The organism is Butyrivibrio sp. TB (genome assembly GCF_900110805.1).
GTDB lineage: Bacteria > Bacillota > Clostridia > Lachnospirales > Lachnospiraceae > Butyrivibrio > Butyrivibrio fibrisolvens_C.
The window spans coordinates 92,466-106,530 of sequence record NZ_FOER01000015.1 but is presented as its reverse complement, the minus strand read 5'-3'; the positions used below and the strand labels follow the sequence as shown (position 1 = coordinate 106,530).

Sequence of the window (14,065 nt, the reverse complement as noted above, 5' to 3'; positions counted from 1 at the left end):
ATGATCAAAGCAGAAACAATCAAAGAAGTAAGAGACCAGGTCAGAGCCTGGAGAAAAGAAGGTCTCACAATAGGACTTGTTCCTACAATGGGATATCTTCATGAAGGACATGCAAGCCTTGTAGATAAGGCAGTATCACAGTGCGACAGAGTCATCGTATCTGACTTTGTCAATCCTACACAGTTTGGCCCGACAGAAGATCTTTCTACATATCCAAGGGATTTTGAAAGAGACTGCAGGCTCCTTGAAGAGCACGGCGCAAGTCTTGTATTTCACCCTTCAGTAGAAGAGATGTATGGCGAGGATGCAGCTACTTATGTAGAGATACTCAATGATATGCCAAAGCGCCTGTGCGGTCAGACTCGTCCTATACACTTTAGAGGAGTATGTACAGTAGTATCCAAGCTTTTTAATATAGCAACTCCTGATAAGGCTTTCTTTGGAATGAAAGATGCACAGCAGCTGTCTATTATCAAAAAGATGGTAAGAGATATGTCTTATGGCATAGAGATCGTAGGATGTCCTATCATTCGTGAAGATGATGGTCTTGCCAAGTCATCACGTAATACATATTTAAGTGATGATGAAAGACAGGCAGCTCTTGTTCTTTCTAAGGCAGTCAATCTGGGAAAAGAGATGGCTGAAAATGGCGAAAAGGATGCTGCAAAGATCCTTGATGCTCAGAGAGCTCTTATAGAAAAAGAGCCTCTTGCCAAGATCGACTACGTATCAGCAGCTGATTTTGATACCCTTGAGCCTGCTACTGAAGTTAAAGAAGGAACACTTTTTGCAATGGCTGTATATATTGGCAAGACAAGGCTTATCGATAATTTTCTTTTTTGATAATGTAAAGTTTTAGATATCCGCAGATATAGATTATAGGTTATGAACTGATCCCTGTCTTTTCATTTACTTATGGTGACAAAGACAGGAGATCAGTTAATTCATTTCTCTATCATGATATTAGTTTTTGGAGGTTTTCATGTTACTTACAATGCTTAAAGGCAAGATCCACCGCGCAGTTGTAACTCAGGCAGCTCTTGATTATATAGGTTCTATCACCATAGATGAAGAGCTTATGGATAAGGCAGGAATCTGCGAGTATGAGCAGGTTCAGATCGTAGATGTAGATAATGGTCAGAGATTTATGACCTATGCCATCTGCGGAGAGCGAGGTTCAGGCGTTATATGTCTTAACGGCGCTGCAGCAAGATGTGTCAGCGTAGGTGATAAAGTCATAATAATGGCATATGCTCAGATGAGTCCTGAAGAGATGAAACAGCATCATCCTCAGGTAGTCTTCGTTGATGGAGATAATAAGGTAGTTCGCACAACTACATATGAAAAGCATGGCAGGCTGGAAGATATGTAATAAGGTGTCAAAAGTGTTTTTGACCCTTACATTTCGTAATAGCAGATTTGACAATTATATCGCTAAAAAACTTTATAAACTGCCTACAATGTGTAATTGCAAGGATTTTTTACAAAAATAAGTGCCAAAGTTTACATGCCTAAAAATTTTTTCCTTATAGATAATTCATAAAATCCTCTAAATGTGATTGATTTTGTGATAGGTTTTCTGTTATTATTACATTTGTTGTAATAAACGCAACAAAACTATAATTTTTATTTATAAGGAGAAGTTAGGCTGTTTTATTTTATAAGCATCAGGTCCGGGGAGGGACTGATGATTGTAAGACCGTGATTGGGACTTATACTGATCTTCAATTCTTGAAGATTATCTTATCTATTTGATCCAGCCGATATTATGAAGAATTTAAAAAGAGTATTGTTCATGGCGACTGCTATGGCATATGCCGCAGCGGTGCTTAGTTTTACTGAGCCTATTGTAGTTCATGCACAGGAAAACGAAACACAAGATGTGACGACTGACGTAACAGATGTAACAGAAAATACTTCAGAGAGTGATAATTCTCAGGCAGAAGCACAGGCCGGTGATGTATCCTCTCAGGATCAGGCTCCGGAAGATGCCGCTGCACAGCAGGCAGCGCAGGATCTTGCAGCAGCGCAGGCAGCGCTTGTAGCAGGAGACCCTATCGGATATGATTACGAATTCACAATGGAAGAGATAGTCCTTATGGCCAATGTTGTATACAGAGAGGCCAGAGGATCATTTAACGGACAGGTAGCAGTAGCAGAGGTTATTATGAACCGTGTTAAGTCTCCTGCATATCCTAATACTATCAAGGGCGTTCTGTCTCAGAAGAATCAGTTCTCAACCTATTCATGGGCAAGTAGTAGGACTGCTGAGGAGACAAGTACTGATATGATCAATCTCTGTCTTAAGGTTTTAAGCGGAGAGTACTCATATCTTAACAATGCCAATGTTCTTTCTTTTAAGAGGAATGATGGAAGCCAGACTTTCTATGGTAAGACTCTCTACACAGTAGTTGATAACCAGGCATTCTATTCAATTTAATATGGATTATCACCCCCGGCAGATCACAAGTTGACTTGCCGGGGTTTTTGATTGGGGGATGCGGTTATCGGCGTGGTATCCTCCGAAGGCTTTGCAGTAGTACTTGGGCCTCGGGCATACAGAATATAGATCATTGCCACGCTTTAACTGTTTTATAAATTCATGGCATGATATCTGGAGAGTTTTATTCTGGGGTCCGAAACTCGCTGACGCTCAGACATGCGGACCCCGGGCAGAATAAAACTCTCCATCTATCATGCTCATGAATTTTATAAAACAGTTAAAAAGCGTGGCAATGATCTATATTCTGTACGCCCGAGGCCCAAGTACCTTGCAAAGCCTTCGGAGGATACCACGCCTGTTGCGGGATATGGATGAGAATGTTTTATTTTTATACCAAATTGGCCGTTTGCTTTGCTTGTGGCAGGAGGTTAAGCTTGGAGCAAAAAGTATGGTACAATCATTTGGTGAGCTGATGGACTGATTATTGATAGGGTATTATTAAAGTAAAGATTTAGGAATTTAGTAGAGAGGCAGATATGGATGCACTTGAGATAATGTTTGGAAAAAGAAGTATCGCTGATAAGATTGCGGAAAGTAAAGAAGGATATAAAGAAATTACTGAAGGTGCTAGAGAAAAACATGTTGCGGACAGTTTGGTTAAAAGGTCAGATAAAAAGGTAATAGTTCCGGATAAAACTGGTATAGAAAAGACCCCTGTCAATAAGACAACAACTAATAAGACAGATAGAGAAAAGGCTATTGTAAAGAAGACAACTGTAAATAGGACAACTATAAATAGGACTGATAGAGATAATGATAAAGCAGATAAAGGAAAAGATGCGGTTATGGCAAGTGGTGTTAGTACGATGCAGATAAAGAGTGTTGAGAAGATCAAGGATAAGCTTTCTAAGCGCTATATAGCTTTTGATACTGAGACTACAGGTTTTTCTGCATATAATGACAGGATCATTGAGCTTGGAGCGGTTATTTTTGAAGATGGCAAGGCAGTTAAGAGTTTTGGGTCACTTGTTAATGTTGGTAAGAGGGTTCCGGCTAGTGCTACGAGAGTTAATAATATCACCAATGACATGCTGGCAGATTCACCTAAGGAAGATGTGGTATATCCTGAATTTGTAGAGTTTTTGGGTGATGCTATCACGGGCGATACTATTATATGTGCGCATAATGCAAGCTTTGATATGCGCTTTTTGTCTGCGACATTTGAAAGGCTTGGGATTGATGCCAATATCAAATTTGTTGATACTCTTGCACTTTGCAAGAAGTATGTAACAGGTACTTGTGATCACAAGCAGCCTACTATGGCTCAGCATTTTAATATAAGTCAGAAGGATGCTCATAGAGCTGAGTCTGATGCTCTTGTGTGCGGCGGGATCATGGCAGAGCTTTTGAAGCTTATGTGAATATCAGATATCGAGAAAAGTGTATTTATCTTTAAACAGTTCTTTTAGTACTTCGGGAGAGGTATTATTGGAGCTGTTTTTATCTTTTCTTTTTCCTTTTTTGCAAAACGGACAAGGACCTCAGCAATGCTGCAGCATCTGGTTATAGTGCTATCTCCTGCCATTGTAGCTGCATAGTGGGGAACACCGCTTGAGTCATAGTATACGATTGTTTCTACGTCATCTGTTTTAGTAAGGATAGTTCCTGCACGTATCCCTGCAATAGTTGCGTCACTAAGACCGGCAGCTTTAGCAGCTGCTGACCATACATCATAAGTAGTCGTACTTATGGACGCTACTCTCTTTTCTCCTGTATCAGAATCCGTATACTTATAGTTCTTGGTATCATATCCTACCGTGAACTGTCCCGCCACAGTGCCGTCATTGTTATATACCGTAACAGTTTCACCTATGGTCGTATAGGTTATATGGTCTTTATAGCTGCTTGACTGCTTGTTATCCTTACTGTTTACAAGCGTACCGTCAGATGCTATCGTCGTGGCATTATTGTGGGGATCTGTTATTCCTGCATAGGTATTATCCGATATGGCGCTTTGGGCATTTGTGTCCCAACCATCATCACCTACATCTGCATATGCTGTCATTGGTGATAAGACCTGTATCATCAATATCAGAACCGCAAACAGCGCAGGAATTCTTCTCTTTATGTTCTTAATTTCGATATTTATCATAAAAACTCCTATATAATACACTTTATATCGTACATGTAATTGTATACTATATATTTTTTAATATCAACATTTTTATGATAAAAAAAGAACAGCCATTTGGACTGTTCTTTCCGTATTTTATATGTCTATCAAGAAGATAAACTGATTACATCTCTCTGTTTCCGTTAAGACCATTCGTAGATTTGCTTCCATTGGCAACCCAATGAGCATATACTGCCCCTACCTCATAAGGCTTATATGCACGCTGAACGGCTGGACAATTCATATAATAGTCATAAAACATAAAGCACGGCAATGCTTGATTATAAGTAATATCATACCCATTTACGACAATGTATAAATTCTCTGAAATACCAAGATTCTGAGCATTTTTTAAAGCATATCCACTTTTTATATATGTCGAATTTGTATCATTTCTATTTCGGACTTCATTAGCATAAGTTGCAAGCATAGGATCATTCTCGATGGCTGTCATTGCAGCGATGTCAAAAACATAATCCGCAGAAGCCAGAGATCTTTTATTAGGATCTCCACCCTTCCAAATATATCTGATACCGTTTACATCTTTATAAGGATACTTAGGTGTTCCGAGTGCCACTGTTCCAGTTGAAGCTGTAGCTGAAGCAGAAGGTGTTGTTGTTGCAGATGTAGCAGGGTCCACACCCTTACGTCCTTCCGCCTTACCAACAGTTGTCCAGTGAACATACAGAAGATCTGCATTAGCTCCAAATGCTGCCTGAAGATCCGGGTATGTAATATAGTAGTAATATGCATTGAACTCAGCTGAGTTAACAGAAGCTGTCTTTAATGCCTCAACTTCCTGCGACGTACTTGTAACAGTTTCAGCTCTGGCGATCCTTGGAAGAGATATAGCTGCGCCTGCTCCTAAAACTACGATAAGCGCTGCTGCGGCAGCTTTAAAAATAAGTCCGTTTCTTTTCATTTGTAAATATTCCTCCTTGAAATATCATAAAAACATTTAGTTTTGTATTTGCTTCTGTTTACATTATGATTTTAACAAAAAATAAATATAAGTCAAATTATAAAGGGTCATAAAAATAATATTGTGATACTTTTACGTAAATGCAGGCGGGGAGCTGATTTGCTCCGATGAAAAAGAGACATCGCACATGCGATGTCTCTCGTTGTCGTTTCATCAGCTTGTTTGCATGGTTATTTGGTCTTTAATGCCTTAATCTTCGTAATGATCCTTGCATGAGATCAGAAAAAGTTGCCCGTCTTTTACGTCATATACCAAACGGTTCTTCTTATCTATCCGTCTGCTGTATCCATCTCTATATCTTAGTGGCTCGGGCTTTCCTATTCCTTCCATCGGGCCCTCTCTTTCGATTGATTTGATCAGGTCATTTATCTTCCCGAGTGTTTTCTTATCTTCCCTAAGCCAATACAGATACTCTTCCCACATAATGTCTGACCAGACTTTTTCCATCAGTCGTTCACCTCTATGAGTTCATGAGGAGTTCCCTTGCCTGCTTCAATCTGGGCAAATCCCTTTTCCAGCTTGGCAAGATACATAGCATTATGAAGATCCTTCTCAAGCTGATTAAGTCTGTCCAGGCTCATGATCACAATATTCTTTTCATCTTTTCTTGTAACAACAACAACTTCATCATTGTCGGTTGCCCTGTCACAAAATTCTTTTAGATTGTTTCTTACTGTTGTATAATTCGCAGCGACCATACAATCACTCCTTCCTTGTGTTTTCATTGTACAGTTTTCTGTACATTTTGTCAATTAGATCGGGAACGGCTGCTATATATTAAGCAAGGGATAAGATCACTACCTTGTTTTGCTGTAATTCCCTTATATTCATAGCTCTCGCCAGATCCGTTAAAGACATTGGCTTTTGTTTTCTGGCAAGTATAGCTACTTATTATATTGAGAAATTTTCCTCGTTCGGGTAATTATCTAAATGTCATTGAGAATTTTTCCGTTTTGTGGTAAAATTCTCAGTGTAAATCAGAGTTAAGGAGTGCGCCATGATTAAACGTGAAAAATATATCGCCCCAATCAGAAGCTTCTATGATAGCGATCTTATTAAAATAATTACCGGTGTCAGGAGATGCGGTAAATCTGAAATACTGAAACAGATTAAATCTGAGATCGCAGATAAATCCGATAACGTTATCTTTCTGAATTTTGAAGACCGCATCGTTACAGAGCAGATTCAGGAATGGAAAGATATTGTTGCATATGTTGAGAATAATAGAAAAAATGGCTTCTGCTACGTATTTCTTGATGAAGTGCAGGAAATAGACGACTGGCAAAATGCCTGCAAAACGTTAAGGCTTCGCGATTGCTCTGTATTTATTACTGGGTCAAATTCAAAACTTCTTTCTAAAGAATTTACAAATGAGCTATCTGGAAGATATGTTTCATTTAGAATACGCCCATTCATTTATAAAGAAATTCTTGAATATGCAAAAGAACTAGGAAGGGAAATTCCCATATCAGACTATCTTATATGGGGCGGCTTTCCAAAAAGACTTGAATTTCAAGGAGAAGAGGAACTTAGGATATACTTAAGCGACCTTGATAGAACTATCGTTGAAAATGACATCATAAACAGATATAACATTCAAAAATCAGGCGAATTCCGCAAGGTAGCCAGTTTTGTTTTAATATCAAATTCAAGGATATACTCCGCTAAAGCCATAGCCGACTATATGAAGGGTAATAACAATAAGTGTAGCAGCAATACAGTTCAGAAATGGATATATTACCTTAGTGAAGCATATATAATTGATCAGGCTGACCGGTATTCAAAAAAGGCAAAGAAGGTTTTAGAAAACAGTCACAAACTGTATAACTGCGACGTGGCTCTTAATTCAATAAGATGTGTTAATAACAGATACGACCTAACACATAACCTTGAAAATATCGTATATAACGAACTTATATATATGGGATATAAGGTAAGTGCCTATGACAATAACGGCAAGGAGATTGATTTTCTTGCTGAAAACGGAAACTACAGATACTTTATTCAGGTAGCATACAGTGTTGCCGAAGATAAGGCATATCAGCGTGAAATGTCTCCTTTTAACGGTCTTAATCAGGTAGATACTAAAATATTGATCACTAATGATGATATTGACTACTCTACCAGTAACGTAAAACATATAAAATTAAAAGATTTCCTCCTAATGGAAAACCTTGAAAAGTAGGCAATCAGGAATTGCACAATTGCCTGACTTACGGCATAGAAAAGGACAGGAGCGGCAACTCCTGTCCTTTTCGCTGTTTTGATCCTTATATGTTTTTGACATCATTCAAATAAATCGTCCAGTGTTATGACATTTGTGAAAATATTGCTGTACCCGTTTCTGGTCAACCCATATGTCGTTATCAAGGTATTTCGCACCACTTTTTTCCTTGATACCCGTTCTGATATCAGTCTGTTCCTTGTTCGCATTTTTTCTTCATACTTTGCATCAACCAAAAACTCTCCACTGTAAAATTTGAGTTCACAGAGATTTAGAACATTGTCCGCACGGCTGATTATAAGATCTATCTGCGCTCCTTCAGAGTTATCGTCTTTTTCCCTGACCAAAAGGAATATATTTAATAACAAAATCACTTTCTTCTAGCGCGAGCAGAATCTTGGTTAAGTCCGTTCCTGAAATATCCTTGAATTTTTCACTAATTTCGCGTCTTGTGTAACCATAATTTCTTGAAAATTTAATTATATTATAGAAGTCTTATTTGTCGATTTTTTTTGCTTATAGGACTTTTATAACATGTTTTTTGCGTTATAGAAGTCCTGTATTGCATTTTTTCTTCTTTATAGGACTTTTATGTTTCTCTGCGGAGATCTTATATTTTTGGGTATGTGTTGATTTAATAAAAAGAACAGGAGTCGAGCTCCTGTTCTTTTCGCTGTTTTGAATCTTATAAATCCATGCAAATTCGAATAAGAAAAAATCCCACGGCATACCCGTGGGAGCATATTATTTCCAATGAAGGTTGTGTAGTTCTCCTGCAAGGGATAGTCCTTCGAAATTGTTCTGTCTTAATGCTTCATATAATACGATGGCGACACTGTTGCATAGATTGATGGATCTTGTATCTTCAAACATGGGGATACGGACACATTCATCTTCATGATCGACAAGGATTTCTTCCGGGATGCCTCTGCTTTCAGGTCCGAACATTATATAGTCATCGTTTTTATAAGATACGTCAGTGTAGACCTTATGAGCCTTGGTTGTGGCCATCCATACTTTTGGATTATTATTTCTTTTCATAAAGTCTTCGAAGTTTTCATATACTTCGTAGTCAAGTTTTGGCCAGTAATCAAGGCCGGCACGCTTTATCTCTTTTTGGTCAAGGCTAAAGCCAAGAGGCTTTATAAGATGGAGTTTAGTGTTGGTTGCAACGCAGGTTCTTCCTATGTTGCCTGTGTTATAGGGGATTTCCGGTTCGTATAATACTATATTCATTTCAATTTCCTTTTGATTATTGTAGTGAACAACTTTGGAAAATGCCTTATGCCGGCATATAGGTCATTTGATGGCTGGCAAAGTGCATTTTCTTAAGACGCTTACTATACTATTCGCTATCTATTATAACTGATTACGGTTATTGCAAGTTAATTGTTTTTATACAAAAAAGCTCTTGCCATCAAGGATGTCAGATGGTGTGAATCTTCTTTTCCCAATGACTGAGTCTGAAATATATCATCATAAGGATACTGCACATCATCCATCCTACAGGGAACGAGAGGCTTACAGGATATATGGATGGTGTAATCCTGGTGATCACAAAAAGGTATATCTGTCTGAATACTACAAAGCTGAATATCATGATGAACATGGGAGCTGTAGCATCTCCGATACCTCTTAGGACTCCTGCATGGATCTGATTGAAGCAGCAGAAGAAATCGAACATGCAGTTACATCTTATAAAGATGATGCCGTATTTCATAACAGCTTCATCCTTGGTAAAAAATCTAATGATATACGGAGCTCCTGCGTATTCTGCGGCGCAGATGACTATTGTCACGATTATTGCAAGAAGGAGTGATACTCTTATGCCCTGTTTGATGCGATCAGGGTTTTTAGCGCCTGCATTCTGTCCGGTAAATGTTGTATTGGCAAGGGCTATACTCTGAAGAGGGAGCATTACGAAAGCATCTATCCTTCCATAACTTCCCCAGCCTGCTGTTGATGCGGCTCCGAAGCTGTTGATATAGCTCTGGACGAAGATATTGGAGAAACTGATTATAGCCATCTGTAGTCCTGCGGGAAGACCTACTGCAAATATCCTCTTAAGTATAGAAGTATCTATATGCATCTCTTTAAGGGATACACTGTAGCTTTCTTTGGACCTTATCAGTACGAACATACCCATGAATGCAGATACAAACTGTGCGATGATAGTGGCATAGGCAACTCCTGCAACTCCCATTTCAAAATTGATTACAAATACAAGGTCCAGAATTATATTAAGGATACTTGTAAGTATCAGGAACATGAGCGGTCTTACAGAATCTCCGATAGCACGAAGTATAGCTGAAGTCATGTTGTAGAACATAAGTCCAAGGATACCCAAAAAGTAAATCCTAAGGTAGGTTGTAGCTGGTTCTATAACCGTCACGTCGGTCTTCATGAGAACGATAAGGGGCGGTGTTATAAAATATCCCAGGATCATAAAGATGATACTCATGATGAATGTTGCAGATAGCGCAGTATGAATAGACTTTCTGAGCATATCACCTTTCTGGGCTCCGAAGAACTGGGATATTATTACTGAAGATCCTGTAGAAAAGCCTACAAAAAGACCTACAAGTGTATTGATGATAACAGCGGTACTGGTAACTGCTGCAAGTGATTCGGGACCTACAAACTGTCCGACTATAACACTGTCAACTGTGTTATAAAGCTGCTGAAAAGCATTGCCAAGTAGTAGCGGCAAAGCAAAAAGGACCAGTTCCTTAAGGATCGGTCCCTTGGTCATATCGATATTTTTAGATCTAGCCATGATAATCCTCCTAAAACAAGTATAGCACAATTACATTGTGGGATATAGAATGCGTCAAACTTACCACTTGGTGAGATTTCCACTGACATGGCACTGATCAAGTGGTAAGTTTGCTAAAATGCATAAAAAGCAAGTGCAATTGAGTGTTTGAGGTGGTATAGTTATAAAAAACTCCAAATAAACAGCATAAAAAGGGGATGGGGAAATGTATTACATAGAAGTTATTGTTCTTTTGATCATCGGTATGTACGGCCTTGCGCAGGCTTTTGTAAGAAACAGCGTTGCAAAAGATTCTAAGGGCAATGCTAAGAGCACAAAGCCTATTAAAGTATCCGGTGCACTTCTTGCACTTGTGTCATGGCTTTTGGCCGGATATATCATCTATCATTATCTGGGAGTGTAAAAAGTTTGAAAGTGTTCTACTTTCAAACCCAAATTGGTGTCGCGAGCGCCACCAATTTGAAGCATTAGTCACTTTCTTTTCTCGCGACATGAGGTTAAAACATGGCATTATGAATGAATTTAACGCTTTAGAATGCATTAATAAGATCTGGGACAGATTACAAAAGGCAGGGCTATTAAATGGCGGAAGCGGGAGTATTCACAGTCTTTTGGCAGATCAGGGAGGATGCAGGATATTTGAAGAATATGTTTATCCATATAGCGCTTCAAGGATGCATAGGATGTTCTCGGTCACTAAGTCTTTTGTATCTCTTGCTATAGGCTTTCTTATAGAAGAGGGGAAGTTATCTTTAGAAGATAAGATCGTGACTTTTTTTCCGGAATATGAGCCTAAAGGGGGATTCCATCCATATCTTTCTGATATGACGATCAGGGATATGCTTCGTATGGAGACCTGTCATACGTCTACGACCTACAAGTTCCATGTAAATACTAACTGGGTCGAGAGTTTTTTTGTCACACAGCCTTCTCATAGAAGCGGCAAGGTGTTCAATTATGATACGTCATCGTCACATACTCTTGCGGCTCTTGTTAAGAAGTTATCCGGTATGGGAGTGCTTGATTATCTTAGGACTAAGATTCCTTCGGAATATATTTTTTCCAAAGATGCATATATTATCACTGACCCTTTCGGAGACGAGATAGGCGGAGCAGGGCTTATGTGCTATCCTGAGGATCTTCTTAAAGCTGGAAGATTCGTAATGGATGAGCTTTTGAAAGGTGATAAGCTGTGTGATAGTCAAAACGGGGAGAGCCTGTCAGAGGGCGCTTTCTTGGCATTTTGTAAAGGTGATCATTGCACAGAGGTAACAAGCTTTGGAGATTATATTAAAGAAGCTGTGAGCTTTAAAGTCCCTAATATCCAGACCGGCCAGGTGACTGAGGAGCGGCAGGGATATGGATATCAGTTCTGGCGGATCAGGGGCGGCTTTTGTATGTACGGAATGGGTGGTCAGTATGTCCTGTTCTATCCCCAGTATGATCTTGTGATCGTGACAACTGCTGATCTTCAGAATATTAAGGGCGGCACCCAGCCTCTACTTGATATCATTCACGATAGCCTTTTGGAATATGCTCCTTCTTTTTCCAAGTATGAAAAAGATATAGAGGAGTGCACTTTATTAAAGAATTATAGCCCATGTTTTGACTATACTTATAGAATACTTAATGAGCCACTGACTAATGGTTCTAAAGAATCAGGTGATAAGGCAAGGTTTGAGTCTTTTCATATAAGTTATGGTGATAGTGGCTGCCTGTCCATAAAGCAAAGATCGGGTAGCGGCGTCATAGATTACATTATTCCTTTTAATCTGACTAAAGAATGCGAAGGAAGTCTTCCTCTTGTGGATCCTGCCACAGGGCAGCCTCTAAGCGCCACCAGCAGGGAAGTTCCTTTTATATCCAAATCCAGATGGACGGCAAGTGATACTTTATATATAGAACTGAGCCTTATAGGAGAAGATGTTGGATCTATCCATATCAACATGAATATTTCTGCTGATAATCTCACAGTTCAGATGAGGAAGATAGTAGAAGCAAGGTTTGAAGACTTTACGGGATTTATCGAAGGTGTGGCAGATAGTATTTAGAATATTAGCGTAGCTAAAACATTTGTAATTTATTATTTCTCGCGATGTTATTGTAAATATGTCATAATAGATATGAACGGTATAACGCACATATCTGTTATGACTTTTTTATTTGCAAATTTACTATCATGCGGGGGACATAGATATCAATAGGCAGTAAATGGGAGAGGTTTTGCCTCATGAAAAAGTCTTCTCTTGCTGTTCTGTGTACATGCATCTTAATAGTTAATTCTATAGCGCTTCCTGTACTTGCGGCAAGGCAGCCCTCTGATACCTTGACTGATTACAGGGATATATTTATTGATGCCTTAAATGAAGCAAGACAGGAAGTTGGTCCTGAAGAAGATTACAGCGGCATGACAGATGAACAGAAGCAGGAAGCTATAGAGAAGGCCAAGGAGGAAGATGACAAGGCAAGGGATGAGGCTAAAGAAAGCGTAGAGAATATTCAGGATGATCTTAAGGATCAGCAGCAGGCATCCGGCCCTGTAGGTATAATCATTGATGCTGATATGTCCACAGACGTAGATGATGTCACAGCAGTTCGCATAGCACAGGAACTTGAGTATCAGGGACTGTGCGATATCCTGGGCTTTGCATACTGCTCCAGGAATCCTTCAGGCAATAATATCAAGGCAGCAGAAGGCCTTTTTGACTATGCAGGACTTACAGACGTACCTATAGCCAAGGCGTCTGTAAGCTATGAATACGGTGGAAACGGAGATTACTGGGGAGTTTTGTGGCAGTACAAGACTACAAGTCATCCCGTATACGACAATGCCGTAACTATGTACAAAGAAGTCCTATCCGCCCATGACGGTAAGATAAGGATAGTGACTACCGGATTTCTAACTAATATACGTGAGCTTCTCAAAGATCCCCAAGGCTATGAACTTGTCAAAGACAAGGTTGATGCTATCTATATAACAGGAGGAGAGTATCAGGGACTTTGTTATAACCTCTCCTATGATGAGACCAGGGTTGGAGCCACTGATTATGTTGTTAAGAATAGCCCTGTACCATTGTATTTCACAATGGATGTCCTTGGTGCTATAAGATGCGGAGGTCATCTTACTAAGATGGATACAGCCAACAGTGATATCTTGTCCAAGGCATATGCACAGTTCGGTCTTGAAGATGGCCAGAACTACGGCAACTGCGATGGAACAGCGGTATACTGTGCGGTGACGCAGGATACAGGTTATGGAGGATACTTCGAAGCTATCCCTTGCGATTTTAAGATCAATCTAAGTAACGGAGGTGTCATCACTCAGACCAGGAGTGATACAGTTACCGGAGTATATATGCTGGAAGCTACCTATACAAAAGATAAATATGTACTGTACGGATCAGCGACTTATACTAATCTTTTTGATTCATTTATTGAAGCGGATTATCTTAGAAGGCATCAATAAA

General features: G+C 39.4%; 14 protein-coding genes. 8 read left to right on the top strand and 6 right to left on the bottom strand.

Annotated features, from left to right (window positions below):
- The 4 genes from panC (at nt 1) to BMX21_RS11350 (ending at nt 3,864) form a co-directional block, all read left to right on the top strand.
- The gene (panC, locus tag BMX21_RS11365) at nt 1-843 is read left to right on the top strand and encodes a pantoate--beta-alanine ligase (RefSeq protein ID WP_092044402.1); all 843 of its coding nucleotides are present in this window, start codon (nt 1-3) and stop codon (nt 841-843) included.
- A gap of 139 nt (nt 844-982) precedes the next feature.
- Entirely contained in the window at nt 983-1,372 is a 390-nt protein-coding gene (panD, locus tag BMX21_RS11360; RefSeq protein ID WP_092044399.1) for an aspartate 1-decarboxylase, read from the top strand.
- 396 nt (nt 1,373-1,768) lie between these two features.
- Nucleotides 1,769-2,440 carry a cell wall hydrolase gene (locus BMX21_RS11355; protein ID WP_080655952.1) on the top strand — a complete coding sequence of 224 codons (672 nt, stop codon included), beginning with the start codon at nt 1,769-1,771 and terminating at the stop codon, nt 2,438-2,440.
- A 539-nt stretch (nt 2,441-2,979) separates the two neighbouring features.
- The gene (locus tag BMX21_RS11350) at nt 2,980-3,864 is read left to right on the top strand and encodes a 3'-5' exonuclease (RefSeq protein ID WP_092044397.1); all 885 of its coding nucleotides are present in this window, start codon (nt 2,980-2,982) and stop codon (nt 3,862-3,864) included.
- 44 nt (nt 3,865-3,908) lie between these two features.
- Here BMX21_RS11350 and BMX21_RS11345 read toward each other — a convergent pair whose 3' ends face one another.
- The 4 genes from BMX21_RS11345 to BMX21_RS11330 all read right to left on the bottom strand — a co-directional run bounded on the left by BMX21_RS11345 (nt 3,909) and on the right by BMX21_RS11330 (nt 6,296).
- Entirely contained in the window at nt 3,909-4,595 is a 687-nt protein-coding gene (locus BMX21_RS11345) for a hypothetical protein (RefSeq protein WP_092044394.1), read from the bottom strand.
- Nucleotides 4,596-4,740: 145 nt separating this feature from the next.
- The gene (locus tag BMX21_RS11340; RefSeq protein WP_092044391.1) at nt 4,741-5,538 is read right to left on the bottom strand and encodes a hypothetical protein; all 798 of its coding nucleotides are present in this window, start codon (nt 5,536-5,538) and stop codon (nt 4,741-4,743) included.
- A 249-nt stretch (nt 5,539-5,787) separates the two neighbouring features.
- Entirely contained in the window at nt 5,788-6,045 is a 258-nt protein-coding gene (locus tag BMX21_RS11335; protein WP_092044388.1) for a Txe/YoeB family addiction module toxin, read from the bottom strand.
- Nucleotides 6,045-6,296 carry a type II toxin-antitoxin system Phd/YefM family antitoxin gene (locus BMX21_RS11330; protein ID WP_092044386.1) on the bottom strand — a complete coding sequence of 84 codons (252 nt, stop codon included), beginning with the start codon at nt 6,294-6,296 and terminating at the stop codon, nt 6,045-6,047. The genes BMX21_RS11335 and BMX21_RS11330 overlap by 1 nt, the downstream gene beginning before the upstream one ends.
- Before the next feature lie 299 nt (nt 6,297-6,595).
- Between BMX21_RS11330 and BMX21_RS11325 the strand changes: the two genes are divergently transcribed.
- On the top strand, nt 6,596-7,783 hold the full coding sequence (locus tag BMX21_RS11325) for an ATP-binding protein (RefSeq protein ID WP_092044382.1): 1,188 nt from the start codon (nt 6,596-6,598) through the stop codon (nt 7,781-7,783).
- A gap of 783 nt (nt 7,784-8,566) precedes the next feature.
- On the opposite strand, the gene trmL is transcribed toward BMX21_RS11325, so the two are convergent.
- Together trmL and BMX21_RS11310 are read right to left on the bottom strand one after the other, a co-directional pair.
- Nucleotides 8,567-9,058 (bottom strand): tRNA (uridine(34)/cytosine(34)/5-carboxymethylaminomethyluridine(34)-2'-O)-methyltransferase TrmL, encoded by a 492-nt coding sequence (gene trmL / locus BMX21_RS11315; protein ID WP_092044377.1) that lies wholly within the window; start codon nt 9,056-9,058, stop codon nt 8,567-8,569.
- 190 nt (nt 9,059-9,248) lie between these two features.
- A complete protein-coding gene (locus BMX21_RS11310; protein ID WP_092044374.1) occupies nt 9,249-10,598 on the bottom strand; it encodes an MATE family efflux transporter in 1,350 nt (449 codons plus the stop codon).
- Nucleotides 10,599-10,803: 205 nt separating this feature from the next.
- Between BMX21_RS11310 and BMX21_RS19385 the strand changes: the two genes are divergently transcribed.
- From BMX21_RS19385 to BMX21_RS11300, 3 genes are all read left to right on the top strand, one after another.
- On the top strand, nt 10,804-11,001 hold the full coding sequence (locus BMX21_RS19385; protein WP_022755775.1) for a hypothetical protein: 198 nt from the start codon (nt 10,804-10,806) through the stop codon (nt 10,999-11,001).
- A gap of 109 nt (nt 11,002-11,110) precedes the next feature.
- Nucleotides 11,111-12,649, top strand: coding sequence for a serine hydrolase domain-containing protein (locus tag BMX21_RS11305; RefSeq protein ID WP_177174016.1), 1,539 nt, complete (start codon nt 11,111-11,113; stop codon nt 12,647-12,649).
- A 179-nt stretch (nt 12,650-12,828) separates the two neighbouring features.
- A complete protein-coding gene (locus BMX21_RS11300) occupies nt 12,829-14,064 on the top strand; it encodes a nucleoside hydrolase (protein WP_022755773.1) in 1,236 nt (411 codons plus the stop codon).
- Nucleotide 14,065 lies beyond the last annotated feature (1 nt).